Here is a 24856-nt window from a genome sequence, read left to right as displayed (position 1 = left end):
TGCATCGGGCGCTGCCGTTGGGCAGGCAGGATCAGTTGAGGTCTTCGATGGAAAACTCGCCAGCGATGCCGTCACAGGAGATGGCAAAACCGCCGCTGAAGCGGGTGCTGAACTGGATCAGGAACCCATCGTCATCGTGCTCTTGCACGGGCAGGTTGATGGGTTTGCTGCGACGCAGGGGTTTGTGTGTTTGTACTGCTTTCATCATGGTATTTCTCTATATCAATTAGGTGTTTGCTCCTTGTATTGGCAAATGTCAGGTCAATGGGCGCGGTCAGCACGATTGCGGACGAGCGCGCAGGAATACCCAGCCCGGTTCAGGGGCGTCTGCACTTTCAAGGAATGCGCCAAGGACCACGCGGATGCATGATGCTACTTGGGAGTGGGCAGATCGGGTCTGCACCGTGAGAGCCGGGCAACGCAGGCAGACAGCCTGAACGGTTCTCAAGGCGAGTAAATCAGAAGAAGGTTATGCGGGTACTGGCAGGATTCATCGTGAGGTGAAGCATTTCAGGGTAAACATAATCAGGGCTGATTAACTAGCCGGCGCGCATTCTCTCCTCGACATGCGTAAAAAGCAAACAATTATTTGCAGTTTTTCCTTGAGGGTCGTCTGTCGGCCACAAAAAGGGCTCCCGAGGGAGCCCTTTTTCATCACCAGGTGACGTCAGCCGGTGACTCAATAGTGGCCGCTGGCCTTCTTGGCGGCGGTGATCATCGGAGTGATGGTCATGCCTTGTACCACGATGGAGAACATCACCACCGAGTAGGTCATCACCAGGATCACTTCCCGCAGGTCTACGCCGTGTTCCGGCAGCATCATGACGCCGGAGGGGAGCGCCAGCGCCATGGCCATGGCCAGACCGCCGCGCAGGCCGCCCCAGGTGAGGATCCGCACCGAGAACTTGTTGTAGCTGCGATAGCGGCGGAAAGCCATGTAGGGCAGCGACACGCTGATGAAGCGGGAGGCGAGGCAGAGCGGTACCGCGATGACCAGCAGGATCCAGTCACGCCAGGCCAGATCCAGCAGCACCAGCGCCAGACCGATCAGCAGGAACAGCAGGGCGTTGAGGAACTGGTCCATCAACTCCCAGAAGTGATCCAGGTGATGGCTGCTCTGCTCGGAGAAGCCGGAATGACGGGTCCAGTTGCCGATCATGATGCCGGTCACCACCATGGCCAGGGCGCCAGAGACGCCGATCATGTTGGCGAAGGCGAAGCCGGCGGTGGGGATGCAGAGGGTCAGCAGCAGCTCCAGCGAACCGTCGTCGGTGGCGCTGATCATCACGTGGGCGATGAGGCCCAGCACGGCGCCGAACAGGATGCCGCCGAGGGCCTCATGCAGGAACAGGCCGGCCACGCTGCCGAAGGTGGGCTCGACGCCGCCGAACGCCACGGCGAACACGGTGGCGAAGATCACCAGACCGACACCGTCGTTGAACAGCGATTCCCCTTCGATCTGGATGGCGATCTGGGGTGGCGCCTTCATCTTCTTGACGATGGCCAGTACGGCGATGGGGTCGGTGGGGGAGATCAGGGCACCGAACAGCATGCAATAGACCAGCGGCAGCTCCCAGCCCAGCAGCTTGGCGATGAACCAGAAGCCGTAGCCGACCATGAAGGTGGAGAGCAGGGTCGCCACGATGGAGAGAATGGTGATCTCCCACTTCTGGCTGCGCAGGGCTTTCAGATTGATCCCGAGACCGCCGGCGAACAGCAGGAAGCCCAGGATCCCCTTCAGCAGGAAATTCTGGAAGTCGATGCTCTCCATGGTCTTGACGGCCAGGGGTTCCAGATTGAACCAGCCCAGCTTACCGAACAGCACCAGCAGCGCGGAGATCAGCATGGAGCCCGCGGTGATGGCGATGGTGGTCTGGATCTTCACAACATACTGATTGGCAAAGGCGATAAAGATCGCCAGCGCTGCCAGGAAGCAGAGTGTGTAGTAGACGCTCATAGTTATTTTTCTCTTTAGTAAACAGCAAGCACGTGTCCGGATTGAGGACGGGCATAGGGTACTCTTGGGTCACATGTTACTCATTACCTATTTATGAGTATATGGGTCACTGGTATAGACAGATAGACGGCTAGATTTCCATTTGATTTGTTTGCTGTTAGAATGCTGTTTACGCAGTTGCATGGATGTAAGAGGAACGAGCGGTGTCGAACAAAAAGTCGGATGTGACAAACAAACTGGAAGCCTGTCTCAAGGAGCGGATCCTGATCATCGATGGCGCCATGGGCACCATGATCCAGGGCTACAAGCTCGGTGAGGCCGATTATCGCGGCGCGCGTTTTGCCGACTGGCACACCGACATCAAGGGCAACAATGACCTGCTGGTGCTGACCCGTCCCGCCGTGATTCGCGAGATCCACGAGCAGTACTGCGCCGCCGGTGCCGACATCCTCGAGACCAACACCTTCAACGCCACCCGCATCGCCATGGCCGACTACGAGATGGAAGAGTTCTCGGCCGAGATCAACCGCGAGGCTGCCCGGCTGGCACGTGCGGTGGCAGACGAGTGGACGGCGAAAGAGCCCCACAAGCCGCGCTTCGTGGCCGGGGTCTTGGGCCCGACCAACCGCACCGCCTCCATCTCGCCGGACGTGAACGATCCCGGCAAGCGCAACGTCACCTATGACCAGCTGGTGGCCGCCTACACCGAATCGACCCACGCCCTGATCGAGGGTGGCGCCGACATCATTCTGATCGAGACCATCTTCGATACCCTCAACGCCAAGGCCGCCGCCTTCGCGGTGGAAGGGGTGTTCGAGGCGCTGGGCTACAGCCTGCCGGTGATGATCTCCGGAACCATCACGGATGCCTCGGGCCGTACCCTCTCCGGCCAGACCACCGAAGCCTTCTATCACTCGCTGCGCCACGTGAAACCCGTCTCGTTCGGTCTCAACTGCGCGCTGGGGCCGGATGAGCTGCGCCAGTACGTGGAGGAGCTGTCGCGCATCAGCGAGACCCATGTCAGCGCCCACCCCAACGCCGGGTTGCCCAATGCGTTCGGCGAGTACGATCTGGACGCGCACGAGATGGCCGAGCATATCCGCGAGTGGGCTGCGAGCGGCTTTCTCAATCTGGTGGGCGGCTGCTGCGGCACCACCCCGACCCATATTCGCGCCATGGCGGACGCCGTGGCGGGCATCAAGCCGCGCGCCCTGCCCGAGCTGCCGGTAGCCTGCCGCCTGTCGGGCCTGGAGCCCCTCATCATCACCCCCGAATCCATGTTCGTGAACGTGGGGGAGCGCACCAACGTCACCGGCTCGGCCAAGTTCAAGCGGCTGATCAAGGAGGGGCTCTACGACGAGGCCCTCGACGTCGCCAAGCAGCAGGTGGAGAGCGGCGCCCAGATCATCGACATCAACATGGACGAGGGGATGCTGGACGCCGAGGCGGCCATGGTGCGCTTCCTGAACCTGATTGCCGGCGAGCCGGACATCGCCCGGGTGCCCGTGATGATCGACTCCTCCAAGTGGGAGGTGCTGGAAGCCGGCCTCAAGTGCGTGCAGGGCAAGCCGGTGGTCAACTCCATCTCAATGAAGGAGGGGGAGGAGAAATTCATCCAGCAGGCCAGATTGCTGCGCCGCTACGGCGCCGCCGTCATCGTGATGGCGTTCGACGAGGTGGGCCAGGCCGATACCCGGGAGCGCAAGTTCGAGATCTGCCAGCGCGCCTACCGCATTCTGGTGGATCGGGTGGGCTTCCCGCCGGAAGACATCATCTTCGACCCCAACATCTTCGCGGTGGCGACCGGCATCGACGAGCACAACAACTACGCGGTGGACTTCATCGATGCGGTGAAGGACATCAAGCAGAACCTGCCCCACGCCATGATCTCCGGCGGCGTCTCCAACGTCTCCTTCTCGTTTCGTGGCAACGAGCCGGTGCGTGAGGCGATCCATGCGGTGTTCCTCTATCACGCCATCCAGAACGGCATGGACATGGGGATCGTCAACGCCGGTCAGCTCGCCATCTACGAAGACATCCCGAGCGATCTGAAAGAGAAGGTCGAGGCGGTGGTGCTGAACCTCAATCCGGACGCCACCGAGGCGCTGCTGGCCATCGCCGAGCGCTATCGCGGTGGCGGTGCCCAGGCGGAGGATCCGCGGGATCAGGCGTGGCGCAGCTGGCCGGTGGGCAAGCGGCTGGAGCACGCGCTGGTCAAGGGGATCACCGATTTCATCGAGGAGGATACCGAAGAGGCGCGGGCCGGTGCCGAGAAGCCGCTGCACGTGATCGAGGGGCCGCTGATGGACGGCATGAACGTGGTGGGCGATCTGTTCGGCGCCGGCAAGATGTTCCTGCCCCAGGTGGTGAAGTCGGCGCGGGTGATGAAGCGGGCGGTGGCCTACCTGCAGCCCTATATCGAGGCGGAGAAGTCCGGCGGTTCCAGCAACGGCAAAATCGTGATGGCCACCGTGAAGGGGGACGTGCACGACATCGGCAAGAACATCGTTGGTGTGGTGCTGCAGTGCAACAACTACGAGATTGTCGATCTCGGGGTCATGGTCTCTTGCGAGACGATCCTCAAGACGGCGCGGGAGGTCAATGCCGACATCATCGGCCTGTCGGGCCTGATCACCCCGTCGTTGGACGAGATGGTGCACGTGGCCAAAGAGATGGAGCGCCAGGGCTTCAAGTTGCCGCTGCTCATCGGCGGTGCCACCACCTCCAAGGCCCACACCGCGGTGAAGATAGAGCAGAACTACTCCGAACCCGTGGTCTATGTCTCCAACGCGTCGCGCGCGGTGGGGGTGGCCCAGAGTCTGCTGAGCCCGGAGCTCAAGCCCGCCTTCGTGGCCCGCATCGACAAGGAGTACGAGATTGCCCGCGAGCAGCACGCCCGCAAGCAGCCGCGTTCCAAGCCAGTCAGTCTGGCCCACGCCCGTGCCAACCGTCATCAGCTGGACTGGGTTGGCTATCAGCCACCCAAGCCCCGGGAACTCGGCGTGCAGACCTTCGAGGATGTGCCGGTCTCGGTGCTGCGCCCCTACATCGACTGGACGCCGTTCTTCCTGAGCTGGGAGCTGGCGGGCAAGTTCCCCCGCATCCTGGAAGATGAGGTAGTGGGGGAGGAGGCCACGCGCCTCTACGCCGACGCCAACGCCATGCTGGATCAACTGGAGCAAGATCGGAGCGTGCGCTGCGCCGGCATCATAGGTCTGTTCCCCGCCAACGCGGTGGGCGACAGCATCGAGGTCTACACCGACGAGTCGCGCCGCGAGGTGTGCAAGGTACTGCACCATCTGCGCCAGCAGAGCGAGAAGCAGGGCTTCCCCAACTACTGTCTGGCAGACTATGTGGCGCCGAAGGAGAGCGGCAAGCCCGACTGGATCGGCGCCTTCGCGGTGACCGGCGGCATAGGCGAGGAGGCCATCGCCAAGGCCTACAAGGCAGAGCACGACGACTACAACGCCATCCTCATTCAGGCGGTGTGCGATCGCCTCGCCGAAGCTTTCGCCGAGTACCTGCACGAACAGGTGCGTAAAGTGCACTGGGGCTATGCCCCCAACGAAGCCCTCAGCAACGAGGAGCTGATCCGCGAGAACTATCGCGGCATCCGCCCGGCACCGGGTTACCCGGCCTGCCCGGAGCACACCGAGAAGGGCGGCATCTGGGAGCTGCTGGGGGTGGAGCAGGCCATCGGCATGAAGCTCACCGAATCCTACGCCATGTGGCCGGGGGCGGCGGTGTCGGGCTGGTATTTCTCCCACCCCGACAGCAAGTACTTCGCGGTGGCGCAGATCCAGCAGGATCAGGTGGAAGATTATGCCCAGCGCAAGGGGATGACGCTGGCCGAAGCCGAGCGCTGGCTGGGGCCGAACCTGCATTAAAGGGGTGGCAACCGGGTCAATCCCGATTGCTCCTGGATGAACAACGGCGGCATCCTGTACTGGGGGACAGACCAGTCTGGTGCCGCCGTTTGACAATCTGGTGACGGCAGGATGGCAGCGCAGATTTCTGTGTGGTTTGTCTTGTTGTCAGGAGAAACAATTGGCGTTGTCTTGGCGCTGTGGCACCTTATACTCTCCCGCCCCATCCTGCCCAGGCACTGCCTTCTAGCGGAATTGTCATGAAGATCGCCATTTTATCCCGTGAGCCCAACAACTACTCCACCCGCCGTCTGGTCGAGGTGGCGCAGGCACGCGGTCATCAGGTCGAGGTGCTCGACACCCTGCGCTGTTACATGAACATCGCCTCCCACAATCCCTCCATCCACTATGAGGGGCGGGAACTGGAGAGCTATGATGCGGTGATCCCGCGCATCGGGGCCAGCATCACCTTCTACGGCACCGCCGTGCTGCGCCAGTTCGAGATGATGAACACCATGGCGCTCAACAGCTCGGTGGCCATCTCCCGCTCCCGCGACAAGCTGCGGGCCATGCAGTTGCTCTCCCGCCACGGCATCGGCCTGCCGGTGACCGGCTATGCCCACAGCACCCACGACGTGCCTGACCTCATCACCATGGTGGGCGGCGCGCCGCTGGTGGTGAAGCTGCTGGAGGGAACCCAGGGGATCGGCGTGGTGCTGTGCGAGACCCAGAAGGCTGCCGAGAGCGTGATCGAAGCCTTCATCCAGACCAACAACAACATCCTGGTGCAGGAGTACATCCGCGAGGCCAACGGCGCCGACATCCGCTGTCTGGTGGTCAACGGCAAGGTGGTGGCCGCCATGCGCCGCCAGGCCCAGCCGGGGGAGTTTCGCTCCAACCTGCATCGGGGCGGCACCGCCGAGGCGATCAAGATAAGCCCGGAGGAGCGGGCCACCGCGGTGCAGGCCGCCAAGATCATGGGGCTGGACGTGGCCGGAGTGGATATCCTGCGCAGTGCCCGCGGCCCGCTGGTGCTGGAGGTGAACTCCTCCCCCGGCCTGCAAGGGGTGGAAGCGGCCTCTGGCAAGGACGTGGCCGGCAAGATCATCGAGTTTCTCGAGCTCAAGGCGAGTCGCAAGCACAAGCCGGCGGAGTGACGCCGGGCTTGCTGCCACTCCATCACACAGGGCGCCTTCGGGCGCCCTGTTGTTTTTGGGCTGATCGCTCGGCTGGGCGTGTGGTCAGCAGGAGACTTGAACCTGCGGATGCAGCGAACGGCAAGACAGGTAACAAATGACGCTGGCTGCGGCGTTATCATCTGTTGCAAAATTGCACCACACCAATATCAAACACCATTGCTTAATTATTTTCTGGATGAAGTGACTGGATTGCCGTGCCGCACTTGCCTCCAGTTGGCACAAACGCTCTACTTGTCGCCCTTCGCAGGTCGCGAAACATAAAAATTTAATAAAACTATCTGCGGATTTTTTGCACGAATAAACCATTCGTGCCGACTTCCGTCATGATTTGACATTGTCATAGGCAGATTACGCAGCATGAATAACCAAAAATTAACATCCAGAGACATAGTCGCGTTGGGCTTCATGACCTTCGCGCTCTTCGTCGGTGCCGGTAACATCATCTTCCCGCCCATGGTGGGGTTGCAGGCCGGCGAGCAGGTGTGGGGCGCCGCCGCCGGCTTCCTGCTGACGGCAGTCGGCTTGCCAGTGCTCACTGTGGTCGCGCTGGCCAAGGTCGGGGGCGGTGTGGATGCCCTGAGTGCGCCCATCGGCCGCAAGGCCGGGCTGCTGCTGGCCACCGTCTGCTATCTGGCCGTGGGGCCGCTGTTTGCCACCCCGCGTACGGCGACCGTCTCCTACGAGGTGGGGCTGGCGCCGCTGTTTGGAGACGATGGTTCGGCCCTGCTGATCTACAGCCTGGTCTACTTCAGCCTGGTGATCGGCATCTCCCTCTATCCGGGTCGGCTGCTCGACACCGTGGGCCACGTGCTGGCGCCGATCAAGATCCTGGCGCTGGCGGCGCTGGGTCTCGCGGTTCTGCTGTGGCCTGCCGGTTCTGCTATCCCTGCCGTCGAAAGCTACCAGCATCAGCCTTTCTCCAACGGTTTCGTCAATGGATACCTCACCATGGACACCCTGGGAGCCATGGTGTTTGGCATCGTCATCGTCAATGCGGCGCGCTCGCGCGGGGTGAGCAGCGCCAAGTTGCTGACCCGTTATACCGTACTGGCTGGCCTCATCGCCGGGATGGGTCTGACGCTGGTCTACCTCAGCCTGTTCCGCTTGGGCTCGGTGAGCGGTGAACTGGTGCCCCATGCCCAGAATGGCGCCGAGATCCTGCACGCTTACGTTCAGCACACCTTCGGCAACATGGGCAGCGGCTTCCTGGCACTGCTCATCTTCATCGCCTGTCTGGTGACGGCCGTCGGCCTGACCTGTGCCTGCGCCGAGTTCTTCGCCCAGTACCTGCCGCTCTCCTACCGCACTCTGGTGCTGCTGCTGGGCGGCTTCTCCATGCTGGTTTCGAACCTGGGGCTGAGCCACCTGATCCAGCTCTCGGTGCCGGTGCTGACCGCCATCTATCCCCCCTGCATCGTGCTGGTGGTGCTGAGCTTCACCCTGCGCTGGTGGGGCAACGGCACCCGGGTGGTGGGGCCTGTCATGCTGATCAGCCTGCTGTTCGGCCTGATAGACGGACTCAAGGCCTCGGCCCTGGCCGGCCTGCTGCCGGCCTGGAGCCTCGCCCTGCCCCTGAACGAGCAGGGGCTGGCCTGGCTGCCGCCCTCGCTGTGTGCCCTGCTGCTGGCGGCCCTCTGGGATCGCCTGCAGGGTCGCCCACAGGTGGCGTCTGTCAGCAAGAGCGCGGCCTGAATGCAAAACCGGCCTCCTGGCCGGTTTTGGTGGCTGAAACAATGAACAAGGCGCCCTCGGGCGCCTTGTCGTTTTTACTCCCGCATTGCCAGTCTGGCACTGAAGATGCCGCCCTCTAGCCGGGTCTCTATCTGCCAGCCCAGCTTCTCGCAGATGCGCTGGATGATGGTGAGGCCGCAGCCGTAGCCGAGGATCTGATCCGGCGCGGCGGCGGTGGGGTTGCTGATGGTGAGCACGGGGCCGGTCAGCTCGATGTCGATGTGCCCCTCGGCGTAGCTGAGGGCATTCTTCAGCAGGTTGCCGAGCGCAATGGCGAGCAGGGAGAGGGGGGCCAGCGCCTCGCTCTCATCGTCCAGCTGCAACCGGATATCCAGCTCCTCTCGCTGCAGCAGCGGGGCGAGGCGGGCCAGTTCCTGGCGAATGAGCGGCGCCACCTGCTGGGGCGGGCGCTCCACCGGCTCCTTGCGGCCCAGCAGCAGAAAGGTTTCGGTGAGCAGCGCCATCTCGTCGGCGGCGGCACGAATGCGGGTGGTGGCACGGGCGGCGGGTGCGGGCAGATCGCTCACCTTGCCGAGCAGGGCGGCCGAGCCCTGGATCACCATGTTGGGGGTACGCAGCTCGTGGCTGGCGAAGCGGCTGAACTCCTGCTCGCGGGCAAACACGGCGGCCACCTCCTGCTTGCCGGCCAGCAGCGCCAGCTCTATGTCTCTGAGCTCCAGCCAGTGGCGCAGGCTGAGCTCCTCCATCTTGTCCTCGGCCACCACCATCAGCAGGCTGATGATGATCAGCAGCAGCAGGCCGGCGCCGCTCAGGGTGAGGATCAGCCGACGGCGCAGGCTGGGCAGGCTCATGATGGCCTCCCTGCGGGCTGAGTCAGGCAGCGCTGGCGGCTCATCATGGGGTCACCAGCCGATAACCCTGACCGTGCAGGGTTTCCAGCATGGGGGTGGGGAAGGGCTTGTCGAGGGCATTGCGCAGGGCATAGATGTGGCTGCGCAGGGCGTCGGAGTCCGGCTCCTCGTCGCCCCAGACGGTATCGAGCACCTCCTGGCGAGTGACCAGGGCGGGGGCCCGACGGGCCAGCAGGGTGAGGATCTGGAACGGGATCTTGCCGAGCTTGAGTTCGACCCCGGCCCGGGTGGCGCGGCCGCTGGCAGGATCCAGGGTCAGCTCGCCCACGCACAGCGCCCCCATGTCGCTGCGCGGGCCGCGCAGGGCCAGCGCCTGCAGCCGCACTTCCAGCTCCTCCATGGCGAACGGCTTGACCAGATAGTCGTCACCGCCGGCCTTGAAGCCTGCCAGCTTGTCGTCCAGGCTGTCGCGGGCGGTGAGAAACAGCACGGGGGTCGGGATCCCCTGCTCCCGCAGACGGGCCACCGTGCTGAGGCCGTCGAGGCGCGGCATCATGACGTCCATGATGATGACGTCGAAGCGCTGCTCGGCCAGCAACTGCAGGGCGGCCTGGCCGTGGTAGGCGCAGTCCAGCCGGTGGCCCGCCAGCTCCAGATAATCCATGATGGTTTCCGCGACCTGGGGATTGTCTTCCACCACCAGTATTTTCATGCTTTGATCTCCTGGTCTTGACCGGCATTTCACGGTCATCTCACACCGGATGAGGCATCCTGTGTGGCAGTGTAACCCCGAGGATCCCCGATGAAGAAGTCTCTCTGCACTCTCCTGCTGCTGATCTTGCTGCCCTTCGGCGCTGCGCAGTCGGCGGAGTTCAAATTGACCGGCCGCACCACCTGGCAGCTGGGCCAGCTGATGGTCAACGGCATCCCCTTTGTGCTCGACGAACAGACTCGCTTCAAGGACGGGCTGAGAGAGGACGATCTCGGCGGTACCTGGGTTGATCTGGAAGGGGTGGTCGAGGGCGAGCTACGGCTTATTCGGGAGGTCGAGAAGCTGGAGGAGGATGACGAGATGGATCTGGAAGGGCCGGTAGAGCAGGGGCGGATCTGGGGTTATGTCACCTCGGACGACAGCCTGGCCCCGTTCGAAGGACGCTGGCTGGAGCTGGAGTGCAAGTTTGACGGCATGCGCCTGAGCCGCTGCCGCGAGGATGACTGAGCCAGGCCGGCGGGGCGCTGGCGGAAAAATGGTACAGCTGGGTCCATAGTTAAACCTCGCACGGTTTGACCATGGGCCTTTTGCTATGACACGCACTTCCCTGCTGCTGCTGACACTGCCGCTCTGCGCTCTGGCCGCCGATGGCGAGCTCTGGCTGGTGGAGCTGGAACACAACGATGGCCTGCGCCTGCAGTTTCAGGGCGCCGAACTCGAGCTCGGCAACGCCGCGCTGAGCGGGGTGGCAGGCAGCGATGAGCTCAGACCCGGCATGCGTCTGGCCATCCTCAGTCGTGACGGAGTCGCCGAGCGGATCGGCATGGCCGACGCCATCGCCGGATTCTTGCCGACCAGCCAGTGGCGCCGGGCCGAAGCCTCCCTGCTGGCGGTCACGGGCCGCGCCCTGCGGCTGCAGGGGCTCGGCATGCTGGCCTTCGATGACGATACCCGCTGGCTGAACGGCAGCCCGGCCGACCTGCAACCGGGCCGCAAGCTGGTGCTCAGTCGTAATGAGCAGGGCTGCCTGACCGAGATCCTGATTGCCAATCCGGAAGATGAATAAAAAGCAGCGCCACGGGGGCGCTGCTCTGCTGTTTATTGAAAATGGATGTTTTCGAGAGGGATCTGGATGGCGTTCCAGGAGGTGGCGCAGGGAGTCGGACTCGGATAGGTAAACTCGAACAGTTTCTGTTTGTCCTTGTTGATCCCCTGAATGACAACCCTGGTTCGGTTGTCGGCTGCCGCATAGTTGATGAGAAAATCGCCTTGGGCAGCCAGCTTGTCTTCGTAAATGCTGGAACAGATGTCGGAGTAAATTCCATCGTCAAAACTCCAGGTTACCTGAGCCGTTTTATTCTGATTGTCGATCGCAAAGATGGCCGTCTGGCTGGTGGCCAGGTCTATGCCAGCCGGTGTCCCGGCAGGGTTGTTGAAACTTCTGCGGCCATTGTTGAACAGCATCAGCTTGCCATCTTTGGTCATGGAGACGGCATGCTGTCCTATCGGGGTCTGCCCGGAGGAGAGTGACAGCGCAAGCTTTTGCAGGGAAGGGTAGGAGTACCAGTGTTTGGTCTCGTCTCCCAGCAACCAGATCAGTTTGCCGGTGGTGTAGTCCAGTTTGACGATAAAATTCTCCCTGCTGGAGATCACCAAAGTATCATCGGCCGGGTCATAGGTAGCCGCATTCATGTGGAACCAGTCCACGCCGTCTCTGACAAAGTTGCTGGGGTCGTCTCCCTCTTGCAACATGTACTCAGAAAATATTTTCCCCAGATCCCATTCTTTGATTATTCTGCCCTTGTTGTCTATTTCACTTAAAAACGACTCTATTTTCAATGCTCCGCTGGTCGTGCCATCCAGCTCAATCAACACACCTGTTTTTCCTTGATCAATATTATGGTGGAAATAGGCATCACTACCCATGGCCGTTCCATCAACAGTAAATGAATCCATTTTTCCATAGAGGGATAATGTATCGACGGCTTTGTTTTTTGTACTGCCAGTCAGGAAGGTATTGTTCAAAAAAACAGATGATCCTGAAGCTCTGTTTATGTCTGCATCCCAACGGACCTCACCATCTATATCCATGATGATGGGAGATTTTTTTGACCCCTTTAGATAAAAGTAGCTATAGGTCGGTGTTGCACTCGGCTTGATGCTGATACCTACGTCGTCATAAATTCCTATGCTGTCTACATAGGCTGCCGTTGCGATTGTCTTATTAAATGAGTAGGTACTGTTATCAGTGAATTGTATGTTGATTGTCAGTTCATTGAGGTAGTTGCTATAAAGACCAAATATAGGGATTTGTATCCTGTTACTTGTCGTGTCATATAGACTGTTGTTTGACAGGTAGTTCCAGTCATAGGTTGCGGAGACCGACTTGGCATGATTACCCTCTTTTGTTTTTATATTAAACGAGATGTTTTTTATTTTACTTGTATCCAGGCCTGTCAGATCCAAGGCGGAGATAAACACGGAAGCATGAATATCATCTTCGATGACTTGTGTCGTTGGATCATAATCAAGTTGTTCCGCCAGTGTTTTACTGCTGTCACCACCACTACCATTGCAACCATATAGTCCGGTGCAGACGAGGCTTAACAGAAATACGTTCTTCATCATCATAAACATCATCCTTGTGTTAATGAACTGCTTTCATTGTAGTGAAGAATTCATGGTTGGGCTGGAAAGTGGGCCTAACATGCATGCCTATCTTGTCGGAGAGCTAACTGTGATCTCTCTGTAGGTTGTTCACTCGGGGTATTCCCGGAAAATTGGAGGCGCCAACCAAACCAATCATCCGAGGTGCCCCAGTGAACAACCATAAAAATGCCCGATTAACCGTCTTTGGTCGATAGCTTCTTGTCCAGCGTATCCTTGAACAGGGCCTGCGCGTAGAAGAGGCCGCTCACGCTGCCGGCGTCAGTACCCGCACCGCTTACAAGTGGCTCATTCGATATCGCCAGGAGGGGCCCGATGGCCTGTACAATCGCTCTTCTCAACCCGCATCCTACCCCCATGCCATTGATGACCTGCGCCAACAGAGGATTATCGAACTGCGCAAACAGCGACAGACCTATCGGCACATCAGCCAATCTCTAGGCATAGGGCACAGTTCAGTCGCGCGTATCTTGCAACGAATAGGCCTGAATCGACTGGCTAATCTGGAGCCTGCCCCTCCAGTACAACGCTATGAATATGAGAAACCGGGAGACTTGTTGCATCTAGACATCAAAAAGTTGGGGCGTTTCCATCGTCCCGGCCATCGGGTGACGGGTGACCGGTGACCGCCGCTAGGACTCTCCGGGGGCGGAATGGGAGTATGCGGATGTGGCGGTGGATGACCACTCCCGTGTGGCATTCAGCGCCCTGTATCCTGATGAGACGGTGCGCAGTGCCTGCCTGGCGCTATTACAAGCACTTCGCTATTACGCCGGGCTCGGTATTCGTTTCAGTCGGCTACTCACTGACAATGGCACCTGTTATCGGTCGACACGCTTCCAGAAGTTGTGTCGTCGCTTGGGACTCAAGCACCTGCGCACCAAACCTTACACACCCCAAACGAATGGCAAAGCAGAGCGGTTCATTCAGACTGTGTTACGTGAATAGGCCTATGCCCGGAGTTATGACTTATCAGTGCAACGGGCAGAACACTTACAACCGTGGCTGCATGAGTACAACTGGCATCGCCCTCATGCCCGTCTGGGCTACCAGCCCCCCCCATTAGTCGTCTTCAATCTGGTGGGTTTACACAGCTAGCTGTCTAGGCTGTGTTCTCAAAATGCTGGTTTTCTGTCTACCAATAGTTCCCGTAAGTAACGAAGGCAGAAAGCCAGCTTGATAAAAGCAGCAAAACTTCCCGCCAGCTTTTCATATCTCGTTGAGAATCGGCGAAACTTCTTCAGCCATCCGAAGCACCGCTCGACCACATTTCGCCGGCGATAACGAGCTTTGTCTAATACCAGTGGACGTCCCTTATGGCGCCGCTGCTGGTCGCTGCGCTGCGGAATGACTGCTTTTATCCTTCTGCGACGAAGTTCGGCCCGCAAAGTCCTGCTGCTATAGGCCTTATCTGCGGCAAGATGCGCTGGACGCGTGCGATAACTGCCTGATGAGGTCGGTATCCTTGCCATGGCCAACGCACTTGTCGCATATCTGATTTCCGCTGATTGCCCCGCTGAAAGGCAGAACCCCAGCGGTAAACCATTACCATCCGTGACCAAGTGAATTTTGCTGCCAAAACCTCCACGCGAGCGACCAAGCGCTTGATTCACAGGAGTGTTTTTTTACGCGCTCCGGCAGCTTCTTTGGATGCCCTGACATTGGAGCCGTCAATACACCACAGGTCGAAGTCGATAAGCCCTTCTTCATTGAGATGCAGTTGCAGCGCTTCAAGGATGGCATCGATGTGACCTGTACTCTGCCAACGTCGAAAGGTGTTGTAGACCGAACTCCATGGGCCGAAACGTACTGGCAGATCTCGCCAAGGCGCACCGGTGTGGAGTATCCAGAGAATGCCATCGAGCACTTGTCGTGGCTCGCGAGTAGGACGTCCGCTTATGTGGTGGTATGGAAAAAGGGGCTCGATAAGTCCCCATTGTGCATCGGTCAACTGGTAACGACGGGACACTGCATAGATCTTAAACTGTTGAGAAGATGTGAGATTAGATCTTCATCACTTTAAGAACACAGCCTAGCGACACCGGGCTGAGAGCGTCAATCCGGAAAACCTGAACCGTTACATTGCTGGCAGGCCAGAGTGGTGGGACCGGTGACGCAGAAGATCTCGATGCTCTCCGTATCATCTGCACTCAAGAGCAGTTTGCCGACAAACCCCACCGACCTGTAACCGAGTTGGCACTCTGGCGTGAGGAAGCTGGTCGGGTTCTGATCGCCAATCCGAAGGATGAACGGGAATAAGGATCACTCCGTCTAATACCATTGTATCGATATTACTAATTTAGGAATATCATTTTTACGTATATTCATGGGGATGAATAAATGACGAATGGAATAGTAGAGTGAACGCTCTGATATTACTCCTGTTAATATAGGAAGTCCTCAATTTATTGTTTTGTTAATTTTATACATGCATTGAAATGTGGCCTGAATCGCATATTGAAGCCAATGTGACTGATATTGTCGTACTCACATGTCGCCTGCTGATATATAAGCGCTGGTGAATGTATGTCAATGTTCAATATATTGGGGTTGCTATGCAAAAACTAAAAATAACTGACTTGTCATTGATCATATCCGGCCTGCTGATGGCACAGGCTCACGCGGCAGAACCCGTCTATCCAGACCAGTTGCGCCTGTTCTCACTGGGCCAGGAGGTTTGTGGCGACAAGTATCGCCCTATTACTCGAGAAGAAGCCCAGAGCGTTAAAAGTAATATTGTCAATATGATGGGGCAGTGGCAAATAAGCGGTCTGGCCAATGGCTGGGTAATAATGGGGCCTGGTTATAATGGTGAAATAAAGCCTGGCTCGGCGTCCAATACCTGGTGTTACCCGGTCAATCCTGTTATCGGAGAAATACCAACCTTGTCAGCCCTGGATATTCCAGACGGTGACGAGGTGGACGTGCAGTGGCGACTGGTACACGACAGCGCAAATTTCATCAAGCCAACCAGCTATCTGGCGCATTATCTTGGTTATGCCTGGGTGGGCGGCAATCACAGCCAATATGTCGGTGAAGACATGGACGTGACCCGTGATGGCGACGGCTGGGTGATCCGTGGCAACAATGACGGCGGTTGCGAGGGTTATCGTTGTGGCGAGAAGACGGCCATCAAGGTCAGCAATTTTGCGTACAACCTGGACCCCGACAGCTTCAAACATGGTGATGTGACCCAGTCTGATCGCCAGCTGGTCAAGACGGTGGTGGGCTGGGCGATCAACGACAGCGACACCCCGCAATCCGGTTATGATGTCACCCTGCGTTACGATACCGCCACCAACTGGTCCAAGACCAATACCTATGGCTTGAGCGAGAAGGTGACCACCAAGAACAAGTTCAAGTGGCCACTGGTAGGGGAAACCGAACTCTCCATCGAGATTGCGGCCAACCAGTCCTGGGCATCCCAGAACGGGGGCTCTACCACCACCTCCCTGTCGCAATCCGTGCGGCCGACGGTGCCAGCCCGCTCCAAGATCCCGGTGAAGATTGAACTCTACAAGGCTGATATCTCCTACCCCTATGAGTTCAAGGCCGATGTCAGCTATGACCTGACCCTGAGCGGCTTCCTGCGCTGGGGCGGCAATGCCTGGTATACCCATCCTGACAACCGCCCGAACTGGAACCACACCTTCGTCATCGGGCCGTACAAGGACAAGGCGAGCAGCATTCGTTATCAGTGGGACAAGCGTTACATCCCGGGTGAAGTGAAGTGGTGGGACTGGAACTGGACCATCCAGCAGAACGGCCTGTCTACCATGCAGAACAACCTGGCCAGAGTGCTGTGCCCGGTGCGGGCGGGGATCACCGGTGATTTCAGCGCCGAGAGCCAGTTTGCCGGCAATATCGAAATCGGTGCGCCCGTGCCCCTCGCGGCGGATGGCAAGGCTCCTCGAGCTCTCAGTGCGAGAGGGGGAGAACAGGGCTTGCGACTGGAGATCCCGCTCAATGCGCAAGAGCTCTCCGGGCTTGGCTTCAGCAATGTCAGCCTGAGCGTGACGCCAGCAGCCAATCAATAACGGCAGTGCGTTGTAGTGATGGAACCGGGCCTCTGGCCCGGTTTTCGTTTGCACTGGTCGGGCTTGTTAAAGGCTTGTGCTTTCCATTTCCCCACTTATACTGGCGCCATCTTGTCGGAGTGCTGACCGTCGAACGACGCTAAGCTGAGACCGTTAATTCGGGATCCGTGGAACCTGATCAGGTTAAGACCTGCGAAGGGAAACAAGGGTAACTTGCGGGTTACCGCGCCGGGGCAAACCCTCGCTCACCAGGAGCAGAGCCCCACCCATCAAGGGTTCCGCCCGCGATGGTTCAGGCGCACAGAGGGGGAGGCTGTCCCGTCCGGTTGTCCATTGGGCGCCGGGTTTCCAGACTAGGGAAACAGCGGGATGGCAGAGCAGGGAAGATCCATGCCCGACTCACTCCCCCGAGCATACCCCGCCGCAAGTTCATCTTCTCCTCGAACTCCAGACAAGCAAATACCCATAACTTCAACCAGTTAATGTGAGTTTTGCTATGTCTACTTCAGCATCTGATACCACCAAATCCAGCCGCCGCGAGCAGCGCTCCAGCGCTCAGGCCTTTATCGACAGCCTCAAGGGGATGGCTCACCCCAACTCCCGCCGCATCTTTATCGAAGGCTCCCGCGCCGATATCCGGGTACCCCTGCGGGAGATCCAGCTGGCCGACACCTTCGTCGGCGGCACCAAAGAAAATCCCCAATTCGAGCCCAACGAGCCGGTGCCGGTCTACGACACCTCGGGCCGTTACGGGGAGGAGGGGGTCGCCATCGACGTGCGCCGCGGCTTGCCGCGCCTGCGGGAGAACTGGGTGCTGGAGCGTGATGATACCGACGAACTGCCGGGGCTCAGCTCCACCTTCACTCAGGAGCGGCTGGCCGATGAGGGGCTGGATCACCTGCGCTTCGAGCATCTGCCAAAGCCGCGCCGCGCCAAGCCGGGTCGTCGGGTTACCCAGCTGCACTATGCCCGTGCCGGTATCGTCACTCCCGAGATGGAATTTATCGCCATTCGCGAGAACATGGGCCGCGAGCGGGTGCGCTCCGAGCTCCTGCGCACCCAGCATCCGGGCCGCGATTTCGGTGCCCGCCTGCCCCAGAACATCACCCCCGAATTCGTGCGCGATGAGGTGGCCGCCGGTCGTGCCATCATCCCCAGCAACATCAACCACCCGGAAGCGGAGCCGATGATCATCGGGCGCAATTTTCTGGTGAAGATCAACGCCAACATCGGCAACTCGGCGGTCACCTCCAGCATCGAAGAGGAAGTGGAGAAGCTGGTCTGGTCCACCCGCTGGGGTGCCGACACTGTCATGGATCTCTCCACCGGCCGCTACATCCACGAGACCCGCGAGTGGATCCTGCGCAACAGCCCGGTGCCCATCGGTACCGTGCCCATCTATCAGGCGCTGGAAAAGACCAACGGCATCGCCGAAGACCTTACCTGGGAGCTGTTCCGCGACACCCTGCTGGAGCAGGCCGAGCAGGGGGTGGACTACTTCACCATCCACGCCGGCGTCCTGCTGCGCTTCGTGCCGATGACCGCCAAGCGCCTCACCGGCATCGTGTCGCGCGGCGGCAGCATCATGGCCAAGTGGTGCCTGTCCCACCACAAGGAGAACTTCCTCTACCAGCACTTTCGCGAGATCTGCGAGATCTGTGCCGCCTATGATGTGGCCCTGTCGCTGGGCGATGGTCTGCGTCCGGGTTCCGTCTATGACGCCAACGACGAGGCCCAGTTCGCCGAGCTGCGCACCCTGGGCGAGCTCACCAAAATTGCCTGGGAATACGACGTGCAGGTGATGATCGAGGGGCCGGGCCACGTGCCGATGCACATGATCGAGCGCAACATGACCGAGCAGCTGGAGCACTGTCACGAGGCGCCGTTCTATACGCTGGGCCCGCTCACCACCGACATCGCGCCGGGGTACGATCACTTCACCTCCGGCATCGGTGCGGCCATGATCGGCTGGTATGGCTGCGCCATGCTCTGCTACGTGACCCCCAAGGAGCATCTGGGCCTGCCCAACAAGGAGGACGTGAAGCAGGGGCTGATCACCTACAAGATCGCCGCCCACGCCGCCGATCTGGCCAAGGGGCACCCGGGCGCCCAGATCCGCGACAACGCCATGTCCAAGGCGCGCTTCGAGTTCCGCTGGGAGGATCAGTTCAATCTGGCGCTGGATCCCGACACCGCCCGTGCCTACCACGACGAAACCCTGCCGCAGGAGTCCGGCAAGGTGGCTCACTTCTGCTCCATGTGCGGGCCCAAGTTCTGCTCCATGAAGATCACGCAGGACGTGCGTGACTACGCCGCCAAGCTGGAGGCGGTGGAGATCAAGCTGGTCGGCATGGATGGCCAGCAGGAGCAGGTGGTGGCTCAGGTGGAGAGCGGCATGGCCCGCATGGCAGAGACCTTCAAGGAGACCGGCGGCGAGATCTACCATCAGGCGGCGGCGCTGAAACAGGCCGCAGGGGAGGAGGCGTGAGCAACGCAAGCGGGGCTGTCAGCCCCGCCGACCTGCCGCCCGTGACGGACTCGCGACCTGTGGTCTGGACCATAGCGGGTTCAGATTCCGGCGGTGGCGCCGGCATTCAGGCCGACCTGCACACATTGCATGACCTCGGCGTTCACGGCTGTTCGATCATCTCCGCCATCACCGCCCAGAACTCGGTGGCGGTGAAGATGGTCGACCCTGTGTTGATGCAGACCTTCACCGCCCAGATCGACGCCCTCGGCGTCGATCTGCCCCCTGCCGCCATCAAGATCGGTCTGCTGCCGACCCGGCTTCACGTCGAGGTACTGGCCCGTCGACTGGTAACTATCGAGGCTCCCTTCGTGGTCTACGACCCGGTGGCCATCGCCAGCACCGGCACCCCGATGGCGGAGCCCAATATGCTGGCGGCGGTGCGCGAACAGCTGCTGCCACGTCTGTCGCTCATCACCCCCAACGGCCCCGAGCTGGAGGCCCTGACCGGCTTGCCGGTCAGCAGCCCCGAACTGGTGCGCCTCGCCGCCCGGCGGCTGCGCGAACTCGGCGCCCGCGCCGTGCTGGTCAAGGGCGGCCATCTGGAGTGGAGCGGGGAGCTGTGTCTGGACTACTACCAGGACGAAACCCGCGAATTCTGGCTGGCGGCGCCGCGCCTGAATACCCGCCACGGCCACGGCACCGGCTGCTGTTACGCCAGCGCCATCGCCGCCGTGGTGGCGCAGGATTATCCGGTGGAAGACGCCATCACCCTCGCGCGTGCCTACCTGCAACAGGGGTTGGCGGCGGCGCAAGGGGTGGGGGCAGGCCCGGGCCCCATCGCCCATCTTGGCTGGCCCGCCGATCTTGCCCACTTCCCCCGCGCCGTATTGGCGGGTTCAACGCTCGATCGCCGTTTCGGACTTTATGAAACAAGCAGTGCCCGCCTGCCGAATGGCCCCTTCGCGCCGACCGAACACAACCTCGGCCTCTATCCGGTGGTGGATTCGGTCAAGTGGCTGCGCCGCCTGCTGGGGCAGGGGGTCAAGACTATCCAGCTGCGGATCAAGAATCTGCCTGCCGCTCAGGCGACATCGGCCATTCGTGATGCGGTAGCGCTCGGTCGCCGTCATGGGGCGCGGCTTTTTATCAACGACTACTGGCAGCAGGCCATCGAGGCGGGTGCCTGGGGCGTGCATCTGGGGCAGGAGGATATGGAGACGGCCGATCTCGCCGCCATTCAGGCGGCTGGGCTGCGCCTTGGCATCTCCACCCACGGCTACTTCGAGCTGATGCGGGCCCGCGAGCTGGCCCCCTCCTATATCGCGCTGGGCCATATCTTCCCGACCAACACCAAGGCGATGCCTTCGCGCCCGCAGGGGCTGGTGCGGCTGCATCGCTACCGCGCCCTGATGTGCGATTGGCCGACGGTGGCCATCGGCGGCATCAGCGAGGAGCGGGTGGCGGCGGTCAAGGGGAGCGGGGTCGGCAGCATTGCGCTGGTCTCGGCCATCACTGCCAGCGACGACTGGCAGGGGGCGACCGAGCGGCTGCTCGCGGCCGTGGGAGTGGGGGATGAGCCGCACTCGGCACAGCTCATGACCGACTTGCAGGAGGCGACTCATGCTCTCTGATGCTGAGTATTTGCGATACGGCCGCCAGCTGATGCTGGCGGAAGTGGGCGAGGCGGGTCAGGCGCGGCTCAAGGATAAATCGGTGCTGATCGTGGGCTTGGGTGGGCTTGGCTCGCCGCTCGCCCTCTATCTGGCCGGGGCCGGGGTGGGCACCTTGTGGCTGGCCGATGGCGATACCGTCGATTCCAGCAACTTGCCGCGCCAGATCCTGTTCGATAGCGAGGCGGTCAACCACTCCAAGGCGGAGCTGGCCCGCGAGCGCCTGGCCGCCCACAACCCGCTGGTGGAGCTGATCGCCATCAACCAGCGACTCGATGCCGCCAGCCTGCCGGAGTTTGTGGCCGAGGTAGATCTGGTGATCGACTGCTGCGACAACCTCGCCACCCGCCAGGCCATCAACGCCGCCTGCGTGGCTCAGGGCAAGCCCTGGATCTCCACCGCCGCAGTGGGTTGGCAGGGGCAGCTGATGGTGCGTACCAGCTCGGAGCACGCCTGTTACGCCTGCCTCTATCCGCTGGATACCCAAATCGCCGAGCGCTGCGAGACCAGTGGCGTCACCGGCCCGCTGGTGGGGGTGATGGGCTCCTTGCAGGCGCTGGAGGCACTGAAACTGCTGCTCGGGATGCCGAGCCCGGTCGCTGGCACCCTGCGCCGCTTCGATGCGTTGACCCATCAGTGGCAGACCCTCACTCTGGCTCCCGACCCCGATTGCCCGGTTTGCGGGCAGCGCCGATGCCCGACACACGATAAGGAGATCACCCCATGACCTTGACCATTCGACTCAACGATAAAGCCCAGCCGCTGGCGGTAGGGCAGAGTGCGGCCGACCTGCTGGCGGCGCAAGGGGTCAATCCCCAAGGGGTCGCGGTGGCCCTTAACGGCGCCGTGCTGCCCCGAGGCCGCTGGGCCGAGACCCGTCTCAATGACGGGGACGAACTTCACCTCTTCACCGCCATTGCCGGAGGCTGACCCATGATGCTCGCAGTCCCATCTTCGAGCGCTCTGCCTTGCGGCGGGGCCTCATCTCTTCTTATCGCAGTGGCAGGAGGCTGACATGCTCAAGATTGCCGATCACACCTTCTCTTCGCGCCTCTTTACCGGTACCGGCAAGTTTGCCCGCCCGGATCTGATGGCCGCCGCCATCGAGGCGAGCGGCTCCCGGCTGGTCACCATGGCCATCAAGCGGCTCGAACCGGGCAAGGCCCACGACGATATCCTGAGCCCCTTGCTGCAACTCGGGGTCAAGTTGCTGCCCAACACCTCCGGCGCCAAGACCGCCGCCGAGGCGGTGTTTGCCGCCCACCTCGCCCGCGAGGCGCTGGGGACGAACTGGCTCAAGCTGGAGATCCACCCCGATCCACGCTATCTGCTGCCCGACCCCATCGAGACGTTGAAAGCGGCCGAGCAGCTGGTGAAAGAGGGCTTTGTGGTGCTGCCTTACTGCGGCGCCGACCCCGTGCTCTGCAAGCGGCTGGAAGAGGTGGGCTGCGCCGCCGTGATGCCGCTCGGCGCCCCTATCGGTTCCAATCAAGGGCTGGTGACCCGGGAGTTTCTCTCCATCATCGTCGAGCAGGCCAATGTGCCTGTGGTGGTGGATGCAGGGATCGGTGCGCCAAGCCACGCGGCGGCCGCCTTTGAGCTGGGCGCCGATGCCGTGCTGGTCAACACCGCCATCGCTGTCAGTGGTGACCCGGTCGCCATGGGCCGCGCCTTTGCGCTGGCCTGCACCGCCGGTCGCAGCGCCTATGAAGCTGGCCTCGGCGCTCGCGCCCTGCAGGCACAAGCCTCCAGCCCGCTGACCGATTTTCTGGGGGCGTTATGAGTCATGAAATAGGGGCGACCATGAACATCTCCCCCTTGTCCCAAGCGCAGCCAGAGGTTTGCCCCCCTCTCCCTCTGGGAGAGGGGCTGGGGGTGAGGGCTACGGGGGGGAGGGATCTGGAATCACATGATGCCGCTCCTTCCTTCCTCGACCGTTGGCAGGAGCTGGAGTGGGACGATATCGGCATGCAGATCCGCGCCAAGACCGCCGCCGATGTGGCACGGGCGCTGGGTTCACCCCGCCGCACCCTGGCCGATTTTATGGCGCTGATCTCCCCTGCCGCCGAAGCGTACCTGCCACAGATGGCGGCCGAGGCCGAGCGGCTGACCCGCCAGCGCTTTGGTAACACCATCGGCTTCTATGTACCGCTCTATCTGTCGAACCTCTGCGCCAACGACTGCACCTACTGCGGCTTCTCCATGAGCAACCGCCTCAAGCGCAAGACCTTGAATGCAGAGGAGATAGAGCGCGAGTGTCTGGCCATCAAGGTGCGCGGTTTCGACAGCGTGTTGCTGGTGACCGGCGAGCACGAGCACAAGGTGGGGCTCGCCTATTTTCGCGAGGTGATGCCCATCATCCGCCGCCACTTCAGCACGGTAGGGATGGAGGTGCAGCCCCTCTCGCAGGCCGACTATGCCGAGCTGAAGAGCCTCGGCCTCGATGCCGTCATGGTCTATCAGGAGACCTACCACGCCCCCACCTACGCCCGCCACCATCTGCGCGGCAACAAGCGGGACATCGCATGGCGCCTCGCCACACCGGATCGGCTGGGCCGCGCCGGTATCGACAAGATAGGGTTGGGGGCGCTGATCGGCCTCTCCTCGGACTGGCGCGCCGACAGCTACTTTGTCGCCGAGCACCTCGCCTGGCTGGAGCGCCACCACTGGCAGAGCCGCTATTCGCTCTCCTTCCCGCGCCTGCGCCCCTGCACCGGCGGGTTGGAGCCTGCCGTGGTCATGTCGGATCGCCAGCTGGCCCAGCTTATCTGCGCCTGGCGCCTCTTCTCGCCCACGCTGGACTTGTCGCTCTCTACCCGCGAGTCGGCCACCTTTCGCAACGGTGCGGTGCGTCTTGGCATTACCCAGATGTCGGCCGAGTCGCGCACCCAGCCGGGTGGCTATGCCGAGGGGGATGCGGAGGAGCTGGAGCAGTTCGCCATCCACGACGACCGCCCGGTGGGGGAAGTGGCCGCCGCGGTGCGGCAGGCCGGGTTGCAGCCGGTGTTCAAGGACTGGGAACCCTTCTTGGGCCGATAGGGGCGGTCACGCCCCTTTGCCGGTGGCATCCGGGCGTTCAGCCAGACTCCGTGCCTGTGGCAAGCAGGCACGGCTTCGCCGTGCAATCGTAGGGTCGATTAGCCGTCAGGCGTAATCGTCCGCTCCGTGTAATGGGGGAATGGCACGGCCTTGCCGTGCAGGACGCGAGGCCGCCGGCCTCGACGGGGTTTCGCCCGCCCTTCGGGCTTTGGCGAGTGACTTTGGAAAGACCCAAAGTCACCAAAGGTCTTTTCCCCCGCCAACCCGGCCGCTACGCGGTTGCCCTCGGGTCAGGTGCAAGGTCGGACGGACCGCCGCAGACGGCACATCCCTGTGCCAGCTGCGTCTGCGCCATCATCCCTGATGGCGTTCCTGACCTTGCCCCTTCCCCTCGGCGGATTGGAGGGGGAACCAAAACCGTGCCCGCCATAACCTCAGGGAGTAGTCGTAGGGTGCAATAAGCGGAGCGCATTGCACCGCTTATTGCACCCTACGTTGTGTTATCAAGCATCTCTTGCATCAATATTTAGCTTCATTTCAGCAAGGATTTCACGTCTCTTGTCTTCGACTTGCATTCGAAGATGCTTTAACATAATTGGAAGCTCTGCATGATTATTGTTAGGGAAGGTGCGAATAAGCGGGGAAATTCTTCTCGGCTGACTCAGTCATTTCATTTCTTCATGTTTGAGCCGATTT

18 protein-coding genes, 1 pseudogene and 1 riboswitch are annotated in these 24856 nt (G+C 61.0%); of the genes and pseudogenes, 13 read left to right on the top strand and 6 right to left on the bottom strand.

The genetic code is table 11. The features are described from left to right. Positions 1 to 31: 31 nt before the first annotated feature. Together PG881_RS17070 and PG881_RS17065 are read right to left on the bottom strand one after the other, a co-directional pair. The gene (locus tag PG881_RS17070) at positions 32 to 208 is read right to left on the bottom strand and encodes a hypothetical protein (protein WP_017408838.1); all 177 of its coding nucleotides are present in this window, start codon (positions 206 to 208) and stop codon (positions 32 to 34) included. A gap of 471 nt (positions 209 to 679) precedes the next feature. Then, positions 680 to 1957, bottom strand: coding sequence for a cation:proton antiporter (locus PG881_RS17065; protein WP_024945658.1), 1278 nt, complete (start codon positions 1955 to 1957; stop codon positions 680 to 682). 203 nt (positions 1958 to 2160) lie between these two features. On the opposite strand from PG881_RS17065, the gene metH reads away from it, so the two are divergent. From metH to brnQ, 3 genes are all read left to right on the top strand, one after another. Next, entirely contained in the window at positions 2161 to 5844 is a 3684-nt protein-coding gene (gene metH, locus PG881_RS17060; protein WP_270801569.1) for a methionine synthase, read from the top strand. 239 nt (positions 5845 to 6083) lie between these two features. Continuing rightward, positions 6084 to 6980, top strand: coding sequence for a 30S ribosomal protein S6--L-glutamate ligase (rimK, locus tag PG881_RS17055; RefSeq protein ID WP_016349212.1), 897 nt, complete (start codon positions 6084 to 6086; stop codon positions 6978 to 6980). 399 nt (positions 6981 to 7379) lie between these two features. Continuing rightward, complete coding sequence (gene brnQ, locus PG881_RS17050; RefSeq protein ID WP_011704408.1) at positions 7380 to 8714, top strand: branched-chain amino acid transport system II carrier protein; 1335 nt, start codon at positions 7380 to 7382, stop codon at positions 8712 to 8714. A 74-nt stretch (positions 8715 to 8788) separates the two neighbouring features. Here brnQ and PG881_RS17045 read toward each other — a convergent pair whose 3' ends face one another. Both PG881_RS17045 and PG881_RS17040 read right to left on the bottom strand, forming a co-directional pair. Beyond that, a complete protein-coding gene (locus tag PG881_RS17045) occupies positions 8789 to 9565 on the bottom strand; it encodes a sensor histidine kinase (protein ID WP_270801566.1) in 777 nt (258 codons plus the stop codon). A 43-nt stretch (positions 9566 to 9608) separates the two neighbouring features. Beyond that, complete coding sequence (locus tag PG881_RS17040; protein ID WP_016349215.1) at positions 9609 to 10277, bottom strand: response regulator transcription factor; 669 nt, start codon at positions 10275 to 10277, stop codon at positions 9609 to 9611. A gap of 90 nt (positions 10278 to 10367) precedes the next feature. On the opposite strand from PG881_RS17040, the gene PG881_RS17035 reads away from it, so the two are divergent. After that, positions 10368 to 10784 carry a hypothetical protein gene (locus PG881_RS17035; protein WP_010635345.1) on the top strand — a complete coding sequence of 139 codons (417 nt, stop codon included), beginning with the start codon at positions 10368 to 10370 and terminating at the stop codon, positions 10782 to 10784. A gap of 85 nt (positions 10785 to 10869) precedes the next feature. Beyond that, complete coding sequence (locus PG881_RS17030; RefSeq protein ID WP_270801564.1) at positions 10870 to 11343, top strand: hypothetical protein; 474 nt, start codon at positions 10870 to 10872, stop codon at positions 11341 to 11343. 32 nt (positions 11344 to 11375) lie between these two features. Here PG881_RS17030 and PG881_RS17025 read toward each other — a convergent pair whose 3' ends face one another. After that, positions 11376 to 12908: an aryl-sulfate sulfotransferase gene (locus PG881_RS17025; RefSeq protein WP_270801563.1), complete on the bottom strand. Its 1533-nt coding sequence runs from the start codon at positions 12906 to 12908 to the stop codon at positions 11376 to 11378. 248 nt (positions 12909 to 13156) lie between these two features. Between PG881_RS17025 and PG881_RS17020 the strand changes: the two are divergent. Then, positions 13157 to 14042: pseudogene (locus PG881_RS17020) on the top strand (IS481 family transposase). A gap of 17 nt (positions 14043 to 14059) precedes the next feature. Here the strand turns inward: PG881_RS17020 and PG881_RS17015 are convergent. Further along, positions 14060 to 14913, bottom strand: a protein-coding gene (locus tag PG881_RS17015; RefSeq protein ID WP_270801561.1) for an IS5 family transposase whose coding sequence is annotated in 2 segments (ribosomal slippage) — positions 14060 to 14571 and positions 14571 to 14913 — 855 coding nt in all. Because the reading frame shifts where the segments join, the coding sequence is not laid out codon by codon here. A gap of 586 nt (positions 14914 to 15499) precedes the next feature. On the opposite strand from PG881_RS17015, the gene aerA reads away from it, so the two are divergent. The 7 genes from aerA to thiH all read left to right on the top strand — a co-directional run bounded on the left by aerA (position 15500) and on the right by thiH (position 24160). After that, a complete protein-coding gene (aerA, locus tag PG881_RS17010; protein WP_270801559.1) occupies positions 15500 to 16981 on the top strand; it encodes a beta-barrel pore-forming toxin aerolysin in 1482 nt (493 codons plus the stop codon). A gap of 105 nt (positions 16982 to 17086) precedes the next feature. Next, positions 17087 to 17200, top strand: a riboswitch (TPP riboswitch). Between the two features lie 277 nt (positions 17201 to 17477). Beyond that, a complete protein-coding gene (gene thiC, locus PG881_RS17005; RefSeq protein ID WP_270801555.1) occupies positions 17478 to 19469 on the top strand; it encodes a phosphomethylpyrimidine synthase ThiC in 1992 nt (663 codons plus the stop codon). Then, positions 19466 to 21082 (top strand): thiamine phosphate synthase, encoded by a 1617-nt coding sequence (gene thiE, locus PG881_RS17000; RefSeq protein WP_270801553.1) that lies wholly within the window; start codon positions 19466 to 19468, stop codon positions 21080 to 21082. The genes thiC and thiE overlap by 4 nt, the downstream gene beginning before the upstream one ends. Continuing rightward, positions 21072 to 21848, top strand: a complete 777-nt coding sequence (locus PG881_RS16995) for a HesA/MoeB/ThiF family protein (RefSeq protein ID WP_270801551.1) — start codon at positions 21072 to 21074, stop codon at positions 21846 to 21848. The genes thiE and PG881_RS16995 overlap by 11 nt, the downstream gene beginning before the upstream one ends. Further along, positions 21845 to 22051, top strand: coding sequence for a sulfur carrier protein ThiS (thiS, locus tag PG881_RS16990; protein ID WP_270801550.1), 207 nt, complete (start codon positions 21845 to 21847; stop codon positions 22049 to 22051). The genes PG881_RS16995 and thiS overlap by 4 nt, the downstream gene beginning before the upstream one ends. An 85-nt stretch (positions 22052 to 22136) precedes the next feature. Beyond that, the gene (locus PG881_RS16985; protein WP_123173902.1) at positions 22137 to 22904 is read left to right on the top strand and encodes a thiazole synthase; all 768 of its coding nucleotides are present in this window, start codon (positions 22137 to 22139) and stop codon (positions 22902 to 22904) included. Between the two features lie 20 nt (positions 22905 to 22924). After that, positions 22925 to 24160: a 2-iminoacetate synthase ThiH gene (gene thiH / locus PG881_RS16980; protein WP_378011348.1), complete on the top strand. Its 1236-nt coding sequence runs from the start codon at positions 22925 to 22927 to the stop codon at positions 24158 to 24160. Positions 24161 to 24856 lie beyond the last annotated feature (696 nt).

It is taken from the genome of Aeromonas sp. QDB54 (assembly GCF_027707385.1).
In the GTDB taxonomy this organism is placed as follows: domain Bacteria; phylum Pseudomonadota; class Gammaproteobacteria; order Enterobacterales; family Aeromonadaceae; genus Aeromonas; species Aeromonas hydrophila.
This window is presented reverse-complemented; position numbering and strand designations above follow the sequence as displayed.

Coding starts and splice junctions, on each gene's coding strand:
- thiS (WP_270801550.1), top strand. CDS start 21,845: ATGACCTTGACCATTCGACTCAACGATAAAGCCCAGCCGCTGGCGGTA.
- PG881_RS17035 (WP_010635345.1), top strand. CDS start 10,368: ATGAAGAAGTCTCTCTGCACTCTCCTGCTGCTGATCTTGCTGCCCTTC.
- rimK (WP_016349212.1), top strand. CDS start 6,084: ATGAAGATCGCCATTTTATCCCGTGAGCCCAACAACTACTCCACCCGC.
- PG881_RS16995 (WP_270801551.1), top strand. CDS start 21,072: ATGCTCTCTGATGCTGAGTATTTGCGATACGGCCGCCAGCTGATGCTG.
- PG881_RS17070 (WP_017408838.1), bottom strand. CDS start 208: ATGATGAAAGCAGTACAAACACACAAACCCCTGCGTCGCAGCAAACCC.
- PG881_RS17025 (WP_270801563.1), bottom strand. CDS start 12,908: ATGATGATGAAGAACGTATTTCTGTTAAGCCTCGTCTGCACCGGACTA.
- thiC (WP_270801555.1), top strand. CDS start 17,478: ATGTCTACTTCAGCATCTGATACCACCAAATCCAGCCGCCGCGAGCAG.
- PG881_RS17040 (WP_016349215.1), bottom strand. CDS start 10,277: ATGAAAATACTGGTGGTGGAAGACAATCCCCAGGTCGCGGAAACCATC.
- PG881_RS17030 (WP_270801564.1), top strand. CDS start 10,870: ATGACACGCACTTCCCTGCTGCTGCTGACACTGCCGCTCTGCGCTCTG.
- PG881_RS17065 (WP_024945658.1), bottom strand. CDS start 1,957: ATGAGCGTCTACTACACACTCTGCTTCCTGGCAGCGCTGGCGATCTTT.
- thiH (WP_378011348.1), top strand. CDS start 22,925: ATGAACATCTCCCCCTTGTCCCAAGCGCAGCCAGAGGTTTGCCCCCCT.
- PG881_RS17045 (WP_270801566.1), bottom strand. CDS start 9,565: ATGAGCCTGCCCAGCCTGCGCCGTCGGCTGATCCTCACCCTGAGCGGC.
- aerA (WP_270801559.1), top strand. CDS start 15,500: ATGCAAAAACTAAAAATAACTGACTTGTCATTGATCATATCCGGCCTG.
- brnQ (WP_011704408.1), top strand. CDS start 7,380: ATGAATAACCAAAAATTAACATCCAGAGACATAGTCGCGTTGGGCTTC.
- PG881_RS16985 (WP_123173902.1), top strand. CDS start 22,137: ATGCTCAAGATTGCCGATCACACCTTCTCTTCGCGCCTCTTTACCGGT.